Here is a 17691-nt window from a genome sequence, read left to right as displayed (position 1 = left end):
TAAAAAAATCTAAAAATGTCATTAACAATCTTTAAAAGAACATCAGGAAAAAGCAGTTATACTAAAGCCAGTATAATTAGATTATCAAGTCTTTTAGTATTCACTATTTATGCAGTTTCTTTTGTATCCTGCTCAGACAATAATGAAAATGATAACCCCGAATATCAGGGAACAACTGTAGATCTCGAAACCCATAAACTGATGGCTTATACTGTTTCAAAAAAATCAAAATATTTAGTTGTTTTTGAATCAGGTCACGGAAATGATCATACATCCTGGTACAGCACAGGAAAATCTTCAGAGATTTTATCAATATCCAATTTCCTAAATTCTGATGTTTTATTATACGACAGAGCCGGTTATGGAAAATCAGGTTCCAATACTGAACCTCGTGATATAAATAAATTGAGAATTGAGCTTGAAAAAGTAATAGATCAATTCGCAAATAACAGAAAAGTAATACTTGTTGGACATTCATTAGGAGGATTGATTATTAGGGATTATGCTATAAAAAATCCTTCAAAAGTTGGCGGCTTACTATTTGTTGATGCTACTCATGAAAAGTATAATCATTTTTCGCAGGAACAAATAGATTTGTTTTATGCTACTTATAAAACAGCTTATGGTGCAAATTCCGGAATTGCATTAGAAACCCTGGAATTAATTGAAGATTTAAAATATATGTCCGGATTACCCAATCTGCCTGACGTGCCGGTTATTGCAATAACAAGTATGAAAACTGATGCCGAACATAATGCTGCCGACAGGCAACTATGGTATGAATCTAAAGAATTCCTAAAGTCTGGGGTAACTGATTTTACCCAGATCGCAACAGTAAAATCAGGACATTTTATCCAACTTGAAGAACCTAATCTTGTTTTAGGAAATATTAAATTATTACTATCAAAACTCCCATAAAATACATTTGACGAATCAAGTATTCTGGGAGTTGCTTAGTTTCCAGCTATTATTGTCCTAATTGGAACTGCAATATTCTTAATTTTTTGAATTATTATATCCGATCTTGAAAGAGAGGTCGGAACATCAATTATTGTCCTAATAAAACAAAATTAGAAACATCAGTAATTTCAATTTGCTATTTTCCTAAAACTTAAATTTTTATTATTTAAACTGATTTCAAAAACCAATAATTTAATATCCTTTAAAAAAAATAATTTTTACTTTTTCTAAAATTCATCCATCCTAAACCAATTAATGCTAAATTAAAAATCAATAATGGTAAAAATGCTTTTGAAAAGCTAGTTTCAGAAGAATCATTGAAAGTTTCAACTTTAAATTTAGACCAGTTTTCTTTGCTCACATCAGCATTATCAAATATTTTGGAATAAAAATACAATCGCATTTTTTCGTGAAACTGCTTCGTTTCTTTCAAAAACAAAAGCTGATTTCCTAAATCGGCTTTGGCAATTTCATTAAGCTGAATTTGCGCATGCAAAGTGGGAACAAATTGCGCAATAAGCTGACTTGCTCTATTTCGTTGTTCTAATTTGTTTTCTAATTCCTGAGATTGTTTTACCGAATCGTCATCTCCCGCTTGTTGCATGGCATAATACCAAAGCCAGCTGAACTCTGTATTGGGCAAAGGATAATGTGCAAATTGTGGATAGTGATCATAGAATTGATCCATTGTGATTTTTTTATCCATATCCCATTTTTCGTGATAGGCATTTCGCTGCTTAACGGTTAATTCTAAAGCTTCGGGAATTGGGTATTGATTGACAATATAAGTATTGATAGTAGCAGGCAAAATAATGATTAGAAACAACCAAATCGTTAACAAAATAACGGCATTGAAATTTGAATTTTTATGCAATGAAACAATAAAAAAACAAATTGCAAACCAAAATAAAATGTATAAAAAACCAATGATATAAAAGGTTAGAAGTGATTTGTCAAAAGGAATGTTCAAAAACAATACAGCGATAAAAAGCACAATTGTTAAAAGTGCAATCAGACTTAAAATTCGGATATAAAATAATTTCAGAATGTATAAAAACGTGTTTCCACTTTGAGTCGCCACGATTTTCCAGGTCCCGCTTTCTTTTTCTTCCGAGACTAAATTATAGGAAAACACGATGATTAACAGCGGAAAAAGATAAATCAGAACAAAACTAAAATCGATATTTCCAGATAACAGATTATTCGGATTATTAAGTTCTGAGTCGTATTTCTGTCCTTCTAAACCCCGAATCGTAACACTTTGTATCGACGGGTTTACATCGCGCTGACCAATGGACAAACTATTAATAGGCAACGTTTTATTGATCAGTGAAAATTTAATATAATAGAGCAGAAGTCCCATTTCATCTTTATGAAAGGCTGCATTTCTGGCAATATGTTTTTTTTGATAATTGACAGCTTCAACAATATTGTTTTGTTGTTTTTCCTGAAATTGCTGTCCAATTAAAAGACTTATAAAACAGATTAGTAAAAGAAAAATAAGCCCAATTTTGGTTCCTTTTGATCGTATGAAATTTTTAAAAAGTAATGCTAACATAATTATATGGCTTTAAGGTTTTTGGCTGCAATTCGAATGAAAACAAAAAGCATAATAATCCAGAGAATAATGGAAATAACAGAAATGATTTCAGATTTTAAAACGTCTGTAATTCCTTTTGGTTCATAATGAAATTCGGCTATATCAGCCCAATGTTCTTTGCCAATTGTGAGCGGTTTATCGTTTGGTCCCGGTTTTATATTACTGATGTATTTTACCTGCAGGGCATTCATTTTCTGTGCCATATTATAGCGATATGCTTCGGCTTTTTTCTGGAAATCGATATACGAATCATAATCAGTGTTGGATAACCCCATTGATAAATTCTTGATGGCGATATATGGATCTATAAAAGAAACTGCTTTAGAAAAACTGTTTTGCTTTTCGTAAACCGTAAGTAATTTTTCTAAATGTTCATTGTATATTTTAGAACTTATTTTCTCGCCTTCGGTCATTATAAAACCCGAATAATTAAAAGGAAGTTTCTGTACCGAATCGACTTTATAAGTGCTCAAAAGTGAATCTTTGATCGCTTTATAATGTAAATCGTTTGGGTTATGGCTGTCTCCTTGTTTGAGAATATCTTTTTCGATATTACTCTGAAATTGAATTTTAGAGGGTGCTTCATAAATATAAGCCCCAATTGCCTGAGTCGTTCTTGGCAAAATAATAGTAAAAACTAACCAAATTCCGATTAGCGAAATCAACGCTTTCTTGGGTGTTTTGCCAGAAGCCGAAATCAGAACAGCAATGGCGCAAAAGAAGATCAGATAGATAAAATGAAAGAGAATAAACAAGAACATTTTGATCGTTTCATCTGCCGAAATTGTAAAGTTTTGAAGCAGTAACCAAATGAAAACAAGTATCAGAATGGTCGGAATAAAAAGCATCATAATAACACTTACAATACCTAAAATTTTGCCCATTAAAAGCTGTTTCCAACTGATTCCCTGACTTAAAAGGAGTTTTAAAGTGCCGTTTTCTCTTTCAGCTGCGACCGCATTAAATCCTAAGAAAAAGATCAGTAATGGCATTAGAATTTGTAAAACCATTGCAATACTGATTTCTCCAAATCTGAGCATACTGCTGGAGAATCCGGCTTCAGAGAAATTGGCAGTGTTTTGTTTGTGCGCTTCCAGAAAGATAGCATTTCCGAAAAAAGGTTCCATTCCAAATTCAAAGACACTTAAGGGCGTACTTTTTCTAAAAGCAAAGTTTCCGTAGTGTGCCATTCGGTGTGGGTTTTTATCCGGATTTTTCAGCCAGTCTTCGCGGGATTCGTGCTGGTGTTTTTCGCTGGTTTTGTTTTGGCTGGTGTAATTTTTCCAACCCGATAAAACAGCATACAGTAGGATAAGGCCAATAAAAAGCATAATAATAAAGACAGCCGTATTCTTAAAAACAGAGTTCTTTAAATGTTTGGCAATTAAAATTTCTGTGTGTAATGATTTCATACAGCTTAAAATTTATAAGTTATGGTAAGGTTGAAATTTCTCGGAGCTCCGGGAAATAATCTCAAATAATTTTGAGCGCCTAACCAATAGGTTTTGTTGAATAAATTACCTGCATTCAGGGCAATCTGCATGTTGCTTTTGTTGGGTTTGTAATAAACAGCCGCATCAAAAACAGTAAAATCAGGAAGCGTAAAAGCTCTTGTAAACCAGGGTACTTTGCTGCTTTGGTATTGCATTCCGAAACCAACTCCCAGGTCTTTTAAAAACGAATCGGAGTTGAAGTTGTAGCGTGTCCATAAATTGGCGCTGTTTTTTGGCGTATTTTGTTTTCTTGCACCAATTAACGAAGCGTCGCGATCATTAGTAATTTCAGCATCAATGTAACTGTATGATGCGTTTATTTGCCAATCGGCTGTAATGTAACCTGCCAGATCACATTCAAAACCACGACTTCTTTCTGCACCTCTTGTAACCAATAGATCAGGATTTGCAGGATCATTGGCATTCATCAGAATATTGCGCTGATTGATTTCGTAAAGCGCTGCATTAAAACTCATTGAATTATTAAAGAAAGTAGCTTTTATTCCTGCTTCTTTCAAATTACTTTCAAGCGGATCAAACAAACTTCCGGCCGGTAAAGATCCAGTTTGTGGCATTAAAGTAACTGTATTCGATTGCGGCTGATACCCTTCAAGATAAGTTGTATAAACATTAATTTTATCGTTAATCGCGTAAGTCACACCAACACGGGGCAATAGAGCCGATTTCTTGACGGTCAGTTCATTGTTTGATTCATAATTGGTAATGTCCTCAAACCATTCGTTTCGTAAACCAAGTAAAAAAGTAAATTTTTTCCACTGAATCTGATCCTGAATGTAAATCGCATTTGTAGTAGTTAATGCTGATGGCAATGCAGTTCTCACATTCAGCGTATAATCGTCTGCACTTGTTATCGTATAAGTTGGATTATTTAGATTAAAATAATTGACATTCGGTTTTGGCAGAACAACTCCTTCTACGGTTGTAGTTTGATAATTAGCAGCGTTTGCAGGAACAAACGAGTTGGCTATGGTTCCGTCTTTTAATAAATAACCTCTTGCGGCATTTTGTCCGCCGCCTTTGGTTTTATTCCAACTGCTTAAATCGTAACCCGTTAATAGTTTATGCCTGAGCTTTCCGGTTTTTAAATCAAAATTAAAATAAGTACTCAAATTGTTGATATCCCAATATTGCTGGCGTTGCACAAATTGCATCATTGCTAAACTAGTTACAGGCTGATTGTTCATGTCAACCGCAAAACCGTTTGTCGTTCTGTGTTCCTGAAGATTTTCTGTCCAGGATTGTTTCATATATTGCGCATTAAAACCAATTTTAGAACTGAATTTATGTGCGAAACTGGTTGTGAAAATCATTTCTTTCGACTTAAAGAAATCACCTGGAGCTCCCAGATTTAAGCTAATTGGTGTTTTATTTAAACTGGTTACTCCTGCAACAGCTCCAAAAATAGGCTGTCCGCGATCCAGAATTCCGGTCATATTGCTCAATATCAACTCAGTATTAATAGCCGTTTTTTCATTTGGGATATAACTGAAAGAAGGAGAGATCAAAAATGACTTATTATTCACTAAATCACGAAATGATTTTGCTTCCTGATATGCTCCGTTTACACGATACAAAAGGGTTTTAGATTCATTAAGAGGTCCCGTAAAATCTAAGCTTCCGCGGAAAGTGCTGAAACTCCCCACGCTCAGACTCACTTCTTTTCTATCGACCGCCAAAGGTTTTTTGGTCACCAGATTAATGCTTCCGCCAGGATCTACAGAAGAGAATGTGGCGCTCGACGGACCTTTAATTACTTCAACACGTTCGATATTAGTGGTCAATGGCTGAAGAAAATAGTATTGTCTTGTTCGCATTCCGTTTATGATCTGCCCTTCTTCATTTTGACTAATTCCACGAATTGTGTATTGATTGTAATAACTCGCCGGAATCACACCACTTGCCATCTTCACGGCATCGGCAAGATAAAAAGCGCCTTTGTCAGCAATTAATTCTTTGGTAATCGTTGATATAGATTGTGGAATATCCTTGTTTAATGCTGCAGTTTTTGTGGCAGCAAACGAATAATCGCTGTTGTATTTTTTTGTCGAACGGCCTACAATTTCAACTGTTTGCAATTCATTTCTTGACATCTTTACAGAATCCTGTGCGATGCTGTCTGTGTGTGTGTTATTAATTGTTTGGGATTGTGCTTGTGTACTAATTATTAAAAATATAAAGGAATATAGATGTTTCATTTTTGTGATGGTGGAAATTGGATTTCCTTTTTATACCGTTTGTAAATACAAATTCTCCAGTTCGTTTGCCGAGATTTTATCTGCTTTGATAACCGTTACAAGATTTCCTTGTTTCATGATTCCAATGTGAGAAGCCACTTCTCTGGCTCTGAAAATATCGTGTGTTGCCATTAATATTGCCGTTCCGTCTGCTGAAAGTTCTTTAAGGATCTGAGAGAATTCATTAGAAGCTTTAGGGTCCAAACCGCTTGTTGGCTCGTCTAATAATAGCACTTTTGCTTTCTTGGCAATTGCAATGGCAATTCCTACCTTTTGGCGCATTCCTTTAGAATAACCTCCCAGGTGCTGATCGTGTGCTGCATTTTGCAAACCTGCTTTTGTAAGGAAGTAAGTCAATTCTCCGGTCGAATATTTAAATCCGGCAAGAGAGGAGAAGAATTTTAAGTTCTCTATACCGGTTAAATTTGTGTACAACATTACAGTTTCCGGAATATAAGCAACATATTTTTTGGTTTCCTGAGCGTTATCGATAACCGAGATATCGTTGATTTTCAGTTCTCCGGCTGTTGGCTCTATAAAGCCCAAAAAGAGATTAATAGTAGTTGTTTTTCCTGCGCCATTTTGACCTAAAAGGGCAAAGATTTCGCCTTCTTTAATGGTTAAATTTAATTTGTTTAAAGCAATATGATCGCCATATTTTTTGGTCAGATTTTCAGCTATAAGCATAGTTTTATGTATTTGGATGAATTTTAAAAATAGAAATAGAAATTCTTAGCCGTTGCAAACGCAACAAACCGGATTTTTTTTGTCTTTATTTGGAGAGAAATAATGAAATAATTTACTACGATTCAGCAGTATAACTTTTATTGAAATCTGAAAAATGAAAATGCTTTTTGAATTTTATTAGATACAATTTCTTTAAATAGAATTGTATGTAATAAAATAACAAACAAGTGTCCTTCTGCCGGTAATGAAAGGCAAGAAGTACTTTTTAAATTTTCGAAAAATAAAATGTAGTAAACTAAATTACAGAAGGAGGTGCTCTTAATGCAAAAAGACTGCCTTTAAAAAAAGCAGAAGTAGGTTTTGTATAAAAGAATACATAACAAGTTTCAATGTTTACTTTATGAAATGATAAAGCAGGAAATGTGTTTGGAATAAACGTACTAAAAGCAAAATGACAAATGTGACAATTGTTGTCTGCAGAATGGCTGTGTGTGATTTGCTTTTGTCCGTCAACAGATTGATGGCTGCAATGTTTCTCCGTTAATTGCTTGTAGGCATGCTCATAAGAATGTAGGGTCTGAAACAGCATTGAAAACAATACAGTTAAAGAGGCAAAAAGATTAATTAAGACAATTTTCTTTTTCATTCTTGTTTTGAAAATCTTTGCATAGAAAGGACTTTTTTATACCTAATCTAACGCAACTTTGTTGCAAATATAAAATTCTTATTTAAATATTCCTATGATAGTATTTTTATTTACATTTTATTATAAAAAAAACAGACTCAACTTAAAGAATTGAGTCTGTTTTATAATTTTTTATAAATTAATTGCTGGTTACAGAGTAGCTGTTACAGGTATAATTTACCCCATTTCCATTTGTACCGTAACAGGATGAGATTTCAAACCCATATTGAATATCTCCAACAGTGATATTTCCAAACCATCCTTTGTTTTTTATCCAGTTATAAATTGCTTTTGCATCAATAGTTCCGCTATTGGTTTTTGTTGTACGTAAAAAGGAGTAGACATTATTAGAACCATTGTTTCCTCGGAATACGTTCCAGGTGTGACCACCAATACTTTGGTTTGTATATACCGGAACAGCAGCACCAGTTGATGAATAATTATAAGAAATTGGTTTTACATTCCCCGAACCATCTGAGTTTCCTGTATAATTCAACCACAACATTATTTCATTAGCTTTATTGCTATCCCAAAGATCATAGGCAGATACCCACGCACCTCCGCTAGGTGTAGTGGCGTTAAAACTAGTACTAAGTGTATTGATTGTATTCAGTACTTTACCTATGTATTTGGATGAATTTGGGTATGATTTGATACCCGCTGTATTAGGATGGTTTGCCCAAAGTCCCCAATTACTATAGCTATTTGCCCATATAGATTGGCTTCCGGCGCCAGAACCCCATATGTTGTTGTAAACGGTATAACCACCATTGGACCAGCTGGCATATTGAGCTGACGATGACCATGCTGCTTTAACTTCTGAATCTTTGTTTGTCTCAGTTGTTTCACAACTTATAAACATAAGACTTAATACTACAAATAAAATTGATTTTTTCATAAAAATTTCAGTTTAAGGTTAATTAAAATAGTTGTACTAATATATTGATAATTATATATTTAGCATAATTTTTAATAAAAAACAGATACATTTTTCAATTATAATCATAAAAAAATAATTATAACCTGGTAAAATGTAAAATTTATTTTTACTTATGGTTAAATTGACTATAAATAAAATAAAAAACTGAGAATATTATAATTTATAAAAAATAAAATGGGCTTATTCTTAAATGTGGTAAGAATAATTCTACGAATTTGATTATTTGTGGAGAGAAAAATTGTTTTTACTTCGTTGTTATAGTTAGATAGTAATTAGGTGAAGAAAAGTAGTTTACTTTCCTAGATTGGCTACCCATATATTTCCAGATTTTCCGGCACCCATCTCAACATAAGTGATGCTCATGATAGCTTTACAATGGTCTTCACTATTTTTCCATCCTATTACAACTTCTGCAGGAGTATTATAATTACGGGCAATTACTTCGCCTACGTACATGCCGGTATAACCAAGAGCAAAAGTTCTTTGTATAGGACTTGTACCTTCCGGAGATATGTGCGAAAAAAAATCTCGTACATTCATATCATGGGCATAATTGATCGCAGTTTGTGTTAATATCGAACTGCTTACTAATGGAGGTACAGGAGGCATATCATCGGCACCACATTTACAACCCATCACTCTAAGTTTGTTTATTTCGATCAAAACAGAGCCTGTAACATTTGTATCAATAACAACAGGAGTATCATTATCGTTATCACATGAGATAAATAATAAGGCGGTGAAAGTGATGTAAATAAAATGCTTTAAGGTCATAGCAATCGATTATTATTTATAATGTAAAGATATGGAAAGCTGCTTTTTTCTCCTAAGACAAGGTACATAAAGCGTATAATATTCTTTGATCAATGAGTGATTATTAATAAAAGAGTACTGAAAATATATTACTACATCAATACTACAACCCGATTATAGATTATCCAATTTCGATACAAGACCATTTAAATTTAAAATTGAAATACTTCAGAATTAGTAATTCTGGCCGAAAGTAACAATAAAACATCGAAATAAAATTTTATTATTTGAAAGCCTTTTTTTTAATGTGAGATTTGTATTTCAAAGTTTTGGCTGACCCTTAAATCATCCTTAATAAAAAGGAATTATATTTTAAAATCTATAAAATTTATATTTTAAAATTATCAAAATGATATTTTTGTGACTTATTAATTTATACTATACTAAGTCCATAAAAAAATTATAATATTGCTAAATTCAATTAATAAGTTGTTTTATGTCTTTAAATATTGATTTTAACGAAAATGAACTTCTGCATGAATTAGCAGCTGGCAATGAACGGGCCTTTACCATTTTGTATGACCAGTACAAAAATGTTGTTTACGCATCAGCTTTAAAAATCACCAAATCCAAAACCCTGTCTGAAGAGGTAGTTCAGGATGTATTTATGAAAATTTGGCTCAGAAAAGAAGAACTTAAAGATATAACCGATTTTGAAAGCTATCTCTTTATTTCGGGTAGAAACCATATTTTCAATATGATTAAAAAAATAGCGAGAGAAGATACTTTTAAAAATAACATGAAGCATAATGATTTTTCATTTAACGCAACAGATTCTTTTTTAAAAGACGAGCAGTATAATGTACTTTTAAATCAAATCCTGCTGAAACTTCCTCCACAGCAGCAAAAAATATATCAAATGGCTAAGGTCGAAGGGCTCAGCCACCAAAAAATTGCAGAAATACTTGATATCTCACCTTTAACTGTTAAGAAACATATGGCACAGGCCTTAAAACTAATTCGTATACAGCTTGCTCGTCATATAAATCTTATCGCAGTAAGTTTTAGTTATTTTTTTACTCAAAACTTATAGTGTAACCACTTGTTTTTTAATTGTTTACCTTTTTGTTTAAAATAATTTTACTTTTTTTTAACTTTAGACTACTCCTTACCCTCTTTTAAACTGTCTTTATAATATACGGGCGTCATAATGATAATCTCCAAGATGAATATTATTTTTTCAATTTTGGAATAATGACAAAAGTGCCTGAATAAAAAAATACTATAAATAGTAATTATAAAGTAATGGAAAAAGAAGAGTTTGAAAAATTATTTGATCTTTACCTGCAAAATAAACTTTCAGATCAGGAACTGGAGCAATTCATGCAAGCTGTAAAAACCGATCAATATGATGTTTTTATAAAAAATGAAATTTATACTTCATTGAAAGAAAATGAAGTTTCAGATTTTATGGACGAGCAGCAGGGAGAAATCATTCTTAATAAAATTTTATCCAAACCAAAAAGCGAATCAAAATTAATTTCGCTTGAACCTCAAAGAAGAAATAGAAAAAAGACCCTTCGCTTACTTTTAGCAGCAGCAAGTATTGCTCTACTAGCAGCGATCAGCAGTACTTTTCTGTTTAAGTCAAATCCTGAAGTTCCTCTTCAGGTTGTAGAACACACTGCAGTAGAAGAAAGCACATTAATTGCTTTTAGCGGGAAACAATTGATACATCTTCCTGACGGAAGTACGGTTTTATTAAACGACAACAGCAGTTTAAAATACAGCCATTCTTTTAACGGTAAAACACGTGAAGTTACATTAACGGGAGAAGCTTTTTTTGATATTAAAAGAAACGAAAAAAAGGCTTTTATCGTCCATACAGGTAAGGTGCAAACTAAAGTTTTAGGTACTGCTTTTAATATTAATGCCCGAAACTCTTCTGATGATATTGAAGTTACGGTAGCGCGTGGTAAGGTTCAGGTTGGAGATACCGATAAAATATACGGTATAATCACACCGAATCAACAAATTAAAGTTAACAAAAATACATTGAGTTATCATCAGAATAATGTTAGCGCCGCGGTTGTAACGGAGTGGAAAAGTAATTATCTGATTCTGGATGATATCAATATGGAGGAAGCAGTTGCTCTAATCTCGCAAAAGTATAAAGTGCAGATTTTGTTATCTAATGACAAAATTAAAAATTGCAGAATTACGGCAAGTTTCCTTAATGAAGAGGATTTAGATCATGTTCTTAAAGTAGTCTGTAGTGTTGTTGAAACACAATATCAATATAACAAACCAGACATTATTACCATTGATGGTAAGGGCTGTGAATAAACAGTAATCAATAGATAAGGCTGACTAATCTCCTACTTAGAACGCTTAAAAAAATAAATACTAACCTTTAAAAAACAAATACAACTAACCAAAAACTAAAATAAAAAAGCCATCCAGCTCCTACACCGGATGGCCGAGATTCTTAATAATTAATCCAGTAACCATTAAAAAACATGCAAATTTATGAAATTACGCTGTAACTCAACCATGTTTGACAGGGAAAAGAAATCTTCTTTTTTCCATTTGTCAAAAAAAACCATTATGATCATGCGAATCAGTTTATTCCACATTTTCTTATTAACGTGCGGTACGCATATGGTCTTTGCAACCGAAATGAGCGGTCAAAATTTAGAATCCATATCAGTAGATATTGAACTTCATAATCAGGACATTAAAACCCTGTTTAAAAGTATTGAAAGCAAAACTGGTTTGCTATTTGCTTATCAGCCACAGATCATAAAAGATTTTCCAAAAGTTACCACACCAAGAGGACGAAGAAGTGTAAGTGATATTTTGGATATCGTATTTCAGGGCAGCAATTTAGTTTACAAACAAGTAGATAAAAGTGTCGTGATTTACAAAAAGGAAATGGCAAAAACTGATGTAAATGCCTCAAAAAAAGAAAATTCTGATGATGCCAGTTATATGCTCAACGGAAAAGTTCTGGATGAAAACGGGGGGCCGTTGCCTGGTGTAAGTATATTACTTGTAGGAGGTAATAAACAAGGCGTATCTGATTTTGACGGACAATTTTATATTGAATTACCATCGGGAAAACACGTGTTGAAAATATCTTATTTAGGATACAAAACACAAGAAATTACGGTAGAAAACCAAACTTCGGTTACCATCAAAATGCAGCCCGATTTGGCTAAATTGGATGAAATCGTAATTATTGGTTACGGAACAACAACCAAAAGAACTTCAACGGGATCTGTAGTGAAGATTACTTCTGAAGATATTGAAAAACAACCAATAACCAATATTCTACAGACACTGCAGGGAAGAGCTCCGGGTGTTTTTGTAACACAGACTTCCGGTTATGCAGGAAGTGATATGAACATCAGTATTCGCGGTCGAAATTTTATTGCCGGAAATAATTTACCTCTTTATATTGTAGATGGTGTTCCTTACATTGGAGATGATATTAAAGAACAGGTACAGGATCAAAGTGTTATTAGAGGCGCTCAAAAATCAACAAGTCCGTTAAACATTATTAATCCAAATGATATCGAAAGTATAGAAATCCTAAAAGATGCAGATGCAACGGCAATTTACGGTTCAAGAGGTGCAAATGGCGTTGTGCTTATTAGTACTAAAAAAGGAAAAGCCGGAAAAACTGAGTTTACTATAACAACTAATTCCGGAGTTTCGGAGGTGGCGCATATGGTGAAAACGTTAGGCACTCCTGCTTACCTAAATATGCTGCAAACTGCTTTAGATAATAATGGTGATGTTGCTGATGTTGATAGTAACGGTATTGCTATTACAGACTGGGACCCAAATGCGCAAACAAACTGGCAGAAAAAATTAATAGGCGGTACGGCTAATTTCAATAATTATTCGGCTTCATTAAAAGGCGGTAACGAGACAACAAATTTTCTTTTAAGTGGTGCTTATCATAAAGAAACTACAGTTGTGCCGGGAGATTTTAGCTATGATAAATTTTCTACTAACTTTAATATTAATCACAGTACGCTGGATAAAAAATTAAAAGTTGGGGCTTCTGTAATTTTTGCGACAGATAATAATAAACTTCCGTTTTTTGATATCACAACGTATGCAGTGGGTACTGCTCCTAACCGTCCGTTATACAATGCAGATGGAAGCTATTACTGGTCACCGGATTACTTTAGCGATATAAACCCGCTTGCTGCTTTAGATAAAAGAGTAGAAGATAAAGGATTAAATTTAATTACAAGTTTAAGCCTTCAATATGAAATTGCAAAAGGATTTTCTTTTAAAACAGATTTGGGATACGGACGGGCTCAAATGCAAACAAAACAGTTCATGCCAGCATCGGCAACTAATCATGTGTATGCTGAAGCGAATGGAAATGATTCAAACTTTCAAAGGTCGTATACCGTTTCGACCAATAATACCAATAATTTTACTATCGAGCCTCAGCTTAATTATACAACAGAATTATGGAAAGGAAACTTGACTGCGCTTGTTGGAGGTTCATGGCAGAATAGAAAGTCTGAGATGCCTTCTTACGTTAGTTCAAGTGGGTATAGTTCAGATAATTTAATTGGAAACCTTGGAACTGCAGAAAATGTAACGGCTAATAATGGAAGTGTAGAATATAAATACATTTCTCTTTTTAGCAGACTGAACTATAATATTGCCAATAAATACATTGTCAATGTTAACTTTAGAAGAGATGGTTCATCACGTTTTGGAGCGAATAATCGTTTTGGAAATTTTGGTTCTGTGGGTGGTGCCTGGGTCTTTACGCAGGAAAATTTCCTGAAAGGTCTTAAAGTATTAAGTTTTGGAAAACTGCGCTCTAGTTATGGAGAAATAGGAAGTGACGAAATTGGAGACTATCAATATGCTGAAACTTTTGACACTCGTACTTACGGTAACGGAAATGCTTCTATGGCTGCAGCCAGAATTGCAAACCCTAACATCAAATGGGGATTAACAAAGAAATTTGAAGCTGCACTTGATTTAGGTTTTTTTAACGACCGTATATCTTTTACTGCAGCTTATTATAAAAATACTTCGAGTAATCAATTGGTAAACTATACTCTTAGTGCACAGGCAGGTTTTACGACTTATACGGCAAATTTACCAGCCGAAGTTGAAAACAAAGGATGGGAATTTACTCTTGGTACAACAAATATTCATACTAAAAACTTAAATTGGTCGACCTCTTTTAATATCTCAACCAATTCTAATAAATTAGTATCATTTCCTGGTATAGAGTTCACCAGCTATTATTCTCAATATGTTGTTGGAAGACCTTTAGGTGGCAGATATTTATACAATTATACAGGTGTAAATGCTGCTGGTATTGCTCAATTTGAAGATTTAAACGGAGACGGAAGAATCTCTACCGGATATGCTCAGACGGGCAGAGGAGACAGAAGATATTATGGGCCTTCTTATCCTCAATATTACGGTGGTATCTCAAACACTATTAGCTATAAAGCCTTTACGCTAGACTTTTTGTTTCAATTCGTAAAACAAGATGGTACCACTTTAATGACTGCAACTGGCGCACAGCCAGGTTATCCTTACTCAACTGCTAATTTTCAGGTGGATGAATACAACGATTATATAGCACAAGGAAATGTTTTAAGTTCAGGTTTCCAAAATAGTTTCTTTAACTATTTGGGATCAACTGCTTCTGTTGTAGATGCCTCGTATATAAAACTTAAAAATGTAAGTGCCTCGTACCAAATTCCTTTAGATGAGGCAACGAAGAAATATTTGCAAAGCTTACGTATTTCTCTTCAAGGGCAAAACCTCGTAACCTTTACTAAATACAAAGGCCTTGATCCGGAAACGCAGGGATTGGCATTGCCTCCATTGCGTACAATCACTCTAGGAACTCAGTTTACATTTTAAATCTAAAAATCATGAAAAATATTTCAACTAAATATACCTATATATTTTCGTTTTTTCTTTTACTAGGACTTACAAGCTGTGATGATGCTCTGGATGTTGATCTTCCGAGCAATCAATTATCATCAGAAAGTGTATACTCTACAGAGTCTACAGCCGAGGCTGCTGTAAACGGAATCTACCAAAGCATGGTGGCCGATTTTTATTATAACAGAGTACATTCTGTTCTTGGACAAACTGCTGACGAATTAGTACCAAGAACCGGTATTGCAAATTTTTACAGTTCTAATGAAATTCCGGAAACTGACGGAACTATAAACAGTAATTGGGGCGAATTGTACAAAACTATTTATAACGCTAACAACGTGATCGAAGGAATTACTAAAAGCACTACACTTAATGCTTCCAAAAGCAGACAATGGATTGCCGAAGCAAAATTTCTAAGAGCGTATTCTTATTTTTACCTGACCAATCTCTGGGGTAATGTGCCTTTAGTACTTACTACAAATGTAGATGTGTCTGCGTTGTTACCGCAATCTTCGCAAGAAACGGTGTATGCACAAATTTTGCTGGACTTAACAGATGCTTCAAAAGATCTTCCAACCAATTATGGCAATTATGATGATGAAAGAATCAGAGCTACAAAATGGGCTGCCGAAGCTTTATTAGCAAGAGTAAATCTTTATTTAGGAAAATGGAGTGATGCTGCTGCGCATGCCTCTGCTGTCATAAACGAAACAGGAGCTTATAAAATAATTACTGGTTTAACATCGGCAAACAGTCCGTTTATTACAAATAATCAGGAATCCATCCTTCAAATACCGTATTTTAATGTTAATTATACCTACGAAGGAGGTGCGGTATTTACAACAGGAGGAACTTTACTGCTAAGAAAAGGCAATGCACTTTTTGAAACTGGTGATGCCAGAAAAACAAATTGGACCATTGACATTAGAGATAGAAACGGAGTATTTTTAGGTATTGCACCAAATAAATATAAAAACGCATTTGGTAATTCTCCTATAGAACGCTCAACGATACTTAGATTGGCAGAACTCTATTTAATAAGAGCCGAAGCCAGAGTAAGATCCAATGATATTACCGGAGCTCAGCAGGATATTAACGTCATTAGAAACAGGGCTTTACTAGGCAGTACTGCTTTAACAGATCCAAACCAGCTTCTGGATTTAATTGCTCTGGAAAGACAACGTGAGTTTTTTGCAGAAAACGGGCACAGATGGCTGGATCTTAAGAGAACCGGCAAACTAGATGAAACACTCTCTGTTTTGTCTGATAAAATCTGGAAAACTACCGACAGTTTATTTCCAATACCAGAACCTGCTATGCGTTCTAATCCTTTCTTAATCCAAAATACAGGATATTAAATACTAAAAATACCGCAAGAATGTGTTTCATAAAAATACATTCTTGCGATTTTAAAAAACACTATGGAAACAACAATTGTAAGAGTTGAGGACTTGTCGCATCAATACAGTAAGGATTGGGCGATTCAAAATATAAGTTTTGAAATTAAAACAAATAGAATTTTAGGTCTTTTAGGATCTAATGGCGCAGGAAAATCAACCACAATGAATATTCTTTGCGGCGTTTTAAACCAAACCAGCGGCAATATTTTTATTGACGGAATTAACCTAAAAGAAAACCCTGTTGAAGCCAAAAAACTAATTGGCTTTTTACCCCAAACACCGCCTTTGCATCTGGATTTAACCGTAAATGAATATTTAATTCACTGCGCACAACTTCGTCATGTGAAAAAAGAAGATTTAAAAAATGCCGTTGAAAGAGCCAAAGAACAATGTGGTATTTCGCACTTCAGCAATCGTTTAATTCGTAATCTTTCCGGAGGATATCGTCAGCGTGTGGGAATTGCCCAGGCTATTATTCACGAACCAAAACTGGTAGTTTTAGATGAGCCTACAAACGGACTTGATCCAAATCAAATTTTAGAAGTTAGAAATTTAATTAAAAAGATTTCTAAAGATAAAGCTGTAATATTCTCTTCACATATTCTTTCTGAAGTTCAGGCTACATGTCAGGATATCAGAATGATTGAAAACGGGCACATGGTTTTTTCTGATACTCTGGATGCTTTCAACAACTATATCGAAGCTGATAAATTGACTGCAAGTTTTGAAAACCCGCCAGCAGTTGAGGCCTTACTTGCAATTCCGGAAATAAAAGATGCCGTTTTCCTAACTCCAAAAAAAGTACGGGTCACCTTTACCGGCTCGCAGGATGTTGCTGAAAAAATTATTTCACTAAGCGTTTACAACAATTGGAAACTGCGCGAAATCCAATTCGAAAAAGTATCTCTGGATGAAATTTTTGCCCAGTTATCAAAAAAAGCGCCTTCTAAAAATACTATTCTTTCTTAAAAA

Annotated in this window: 13 protein-coding genes; 6 read left to right on the top strand and 7 right to left on the bottom strand. The window is 34.0% G+C overall.

All coding sequences use genetic code 11. The annotated features are described in order from the left end of the window. Positions 1-15 precede the first annotated feature (15 nt). Entirely contained in the window at positions 16-918 is a 903-nt protein-coding gene (locus IHE43_RS20400) for an alpha/beta fold hydrolase (RefSeq protein WP_192185615.1), read from the top strand. A 244-nt stretch (positions 919-1162) separates the two neighbouring features. On the opposite strand, the gene IHE43_RS20395 is transcribed toward IHE43_RS20400, so the two are convergent. From IHE43_RS20395 to IHE43_RS20365, 7 genes are all read right to left on the bottom strand, one after another. Next, positions 1163-2518, bottom strand: a complete 1356-nt coding sequence (locus tag IHE43_RS20395) for a DUF3526 domain-containing protein (protein ID WP_192185614.1) — start codon at positions 2516-2518, stop codon at positions 1163-1165. Positions 2519-2520: 2 nt separating this feature from the next. Next, the gene (locus tag IHE43_RS20390) at positions 2521-3972 is read right to left on the bottom strand and encodes a DUF3526 domain-containing protein (RefSeq protein WP_192185613.1); all 1452 of its coding nucleotides are present in this window, start codon (positions 3970-3972) and stop codon (positions 2521-2523) included. 5 nt (positions 3973-3977) lie between these two features. Continuing rightward, positions 3978-6269, bottom strand: coding sequence for a TonB-dependent siderophore receptor (locus IHE43_RS20385; RefSeq protein WP_192185612.1), 2292 nt, complete (start codon positions 6267-6269; stop codon positions 3978-3980). A gap of 30 nt (positions 6270-6299) precedes the next feature. Further along, the gene (locus tag IHE43_RS20380; RefSeq protein WP_192185611.1) at positions 6300-6995 is read right to left on the bottom strand and encodes an ABC transporter ATP-binding protein; all 696 of its coding nucleotides are present in this window, start codon (positions 6993-6995) and stop codon (positions 6300-6302) included. 295 nt (positions 6996-7290) lie between these two features. Next, positions 7291-7641: a hypothetical protein gene (locus tag IHE43_RS20375; protein ID WP_192185610.1), complete on the bottom strand. Its 351-nt coding sequence runs from the start codon at positions 7639-7641 to the stop codon at positions 7291-7293. A gap of 178 nt (positions 7642-7819) precedes the next feature. Beyond that, entirely contained in the window at positions 7820-8578 is a 759-nt protein-coding gene (locus IHE43_RS20370) for a glycosyl hydrolase (RefSeq protein ID WP_192185609.1), read from the bottom strand. A 333-nt stretch (positions 8579-8911) separates the two neighbouring features. Beyond that, positions 8912-9394, bottom strand: a complete 483-nt coding sequence (locus IHE43_RS20365; protein ID WP_192185608.1) for a CAP domain-containing protein — start codon at positions 9392-9394, stop codon at positions 8912-8914. Positions 9395-9869: 475 nt separating this feature from the next. Here IHE43_RS20365 and IHE43_RS20360 point away from each other — a divergent pair, with 475 nt between their 5' ends. The 5 genes from IHE43_RS20360 to IHE43_RS20340 all read left to right on the top strand — a co-directional run bounded on the left by IHE43_RS20360 (position 9870) and on the right by IHE43_RS20340 (position 17688). Next, on the top strand, positions 9870-10466 hold the full coding sequence (locus IHE43_RS20360) for an RNA polymerase sigma factor (protein ID WP_192185607.1): 597 nt from the start codon (positions 9870-9872) through the stop codon (positions 10464-10466). Between the two features lie 212 nt (positions 10467-10678). Then, the gene (locus IHE43_RS20355; RefSeq protein ID WP_192185606.1) at positions 10679-11719 is read left to right on the top strand and encodes a FecR family protein; all 1041 of its coding nucleotides are present in this window, start codon (positions 10679-10681) and stop codon (positions 11717-11719) included. A gap of 261 nt (positions 11720-11980) precedes the next feature. Continuing rightward, positions 11981-15295 carry a TonB-dependent receptor gene (locus tag IHE43_RS20350; RefSeq protein ID WP_192185605.1) on the top strand — a complete coding sequence of 1105 codons (3315 nt, stop codon included), beginning with the start codon at positions 11981-11983 and terminating at the stop codon, positions 15293-15295. Between the two features lie 11 nt (positions 15296-15306). Next, positions 15307-16677, top strand: a complete 1371-nt coding sequence (locus IHE43_RS20345) for a RagB/SusD family nutrient uptake outer membrane protein (protein ID WP_192185604.1) — start codon at positions 15307-15309, stop codon at positions 16675-16677. A 63-nt stretch (positions 16678-16740) separates the two neighbouring features. Beyond that, positions 16741-17688: an ABC transporter ATP-binding protein gene (locus IHE43_RS20340; RefSeq protein ID WP_192185603.1), complete on the top strand. Its 948-nt coding sequence runs from the start codon at positions 16741-16743 to the stop codon at positions 17686-17688. The last annotated feature ends 3 nt before the right edge of the window (positions 17689-17691 follow it).

It is taken from the genome of Flavobacterium sp. MDT1-60, assembly GCF_014844035.1.
GTDB lineage: Bacteria > Bacteroidota > Bacteroidia > Flavobacteriales > Flavobacteriaceae > Flavobacterium.
This window is presented reverse-complemented; position numbering and strand designations above follow the sequence as displayed.

Excerpts from the sequence above, each read along its gene's own strand:
- IHE43_RS20365 (WP_192185608.1), bottom strand. The coding sequence starts at position 9,394 with ATGACCTTAAAGCATTTTATTTACATCACTTTCACCGCCTTATTATTT.
- IHE43_RS20380 (WP_192185611.1), bottom strand. The coding sequence starts at position 6,995 with ATGCTTATAGCTGAAAATCTGACCAAAAAATATGGCGATCATATTGCT.
- IHE43_RS20350 (WP_192185605.1), top strand. The coding sequence starts at position 11,981 with ATGATCATGCGAATCAGTTTATTCCACATTTTCTTATTAACGTGCGGT.
- IHE43_RS20345 (WP_192185604.1), top strand. The coding sequence starts at position 15,307 with ATGAAAAATATTTCAACTAAATATACCTATATATTTTCGTTTTTTCTT.
- IHE43_RS20375 (WP_192185610.1), bottom strand. The coding sequence starts at position 7,641 with ATGAAAAAGAAAATTGTCTTAATTAATCTTTTTGCCTCTTTAACTGTA.
- IHE43_RS20395 (WP_192185614.1), bottom strand. The coding sequence starts at position 2,518 with ATGTTAGCATTACTTTTTAAAAATTTCATACGATCAAAAGGAACCAAA.
- IHE43_RS20340 (WP_192185603.1), top strand. The coding sequence starts at position 16,741 with ATGGAAACAACAATTGTAAGAGTTGAGGACTTGTCGCATCAATACAGT.
- IHE43_RS20370 (WP_192185609.1), bottom strand. The coding sequence starts at position 8,578 with ATGAAAAAATCAATTTTATTTGTAGTATTAAGTCTTATGTTTATAAGT.
- IHE43_RS20390 (WP_192185613.1), bottom strand. The coding sequence starts at position 3,972 with ATGAAATCATTACACACAGAAATTTTAATTGCCAAACATTTAAAGAAC.
- IHE43_RS20355 (WP_192185606.1), top strand. The coding sequence starts at position 10,679 with ATGGAAAAAGAAGAGTTTGAAAAATTATTTGATCTTTACCTGCAAAAT.
- IHE43_RS20385 (WP_192185612.1), bottom strand. The coding sequence starts at position 6,269 with ATGAAACATCTATATTCCTTTATATTTTTAATAATTAGTACACAAGCA.
- IHE43_RS20400 (WP_192185615.1), top strand. The coding sequence starts at position 16 with ATGTCATTAACAATCTTTAAAAGAACATCAGGAAAAAGCAGTTATACT.
- IHE43_RS20360 (WP_192185607.1), top strand. The coding sequence starts at position 9,870 with ATGTCTTTAAATATTGATTTTAACGAAAATGAACTTCTGCATGAATTA.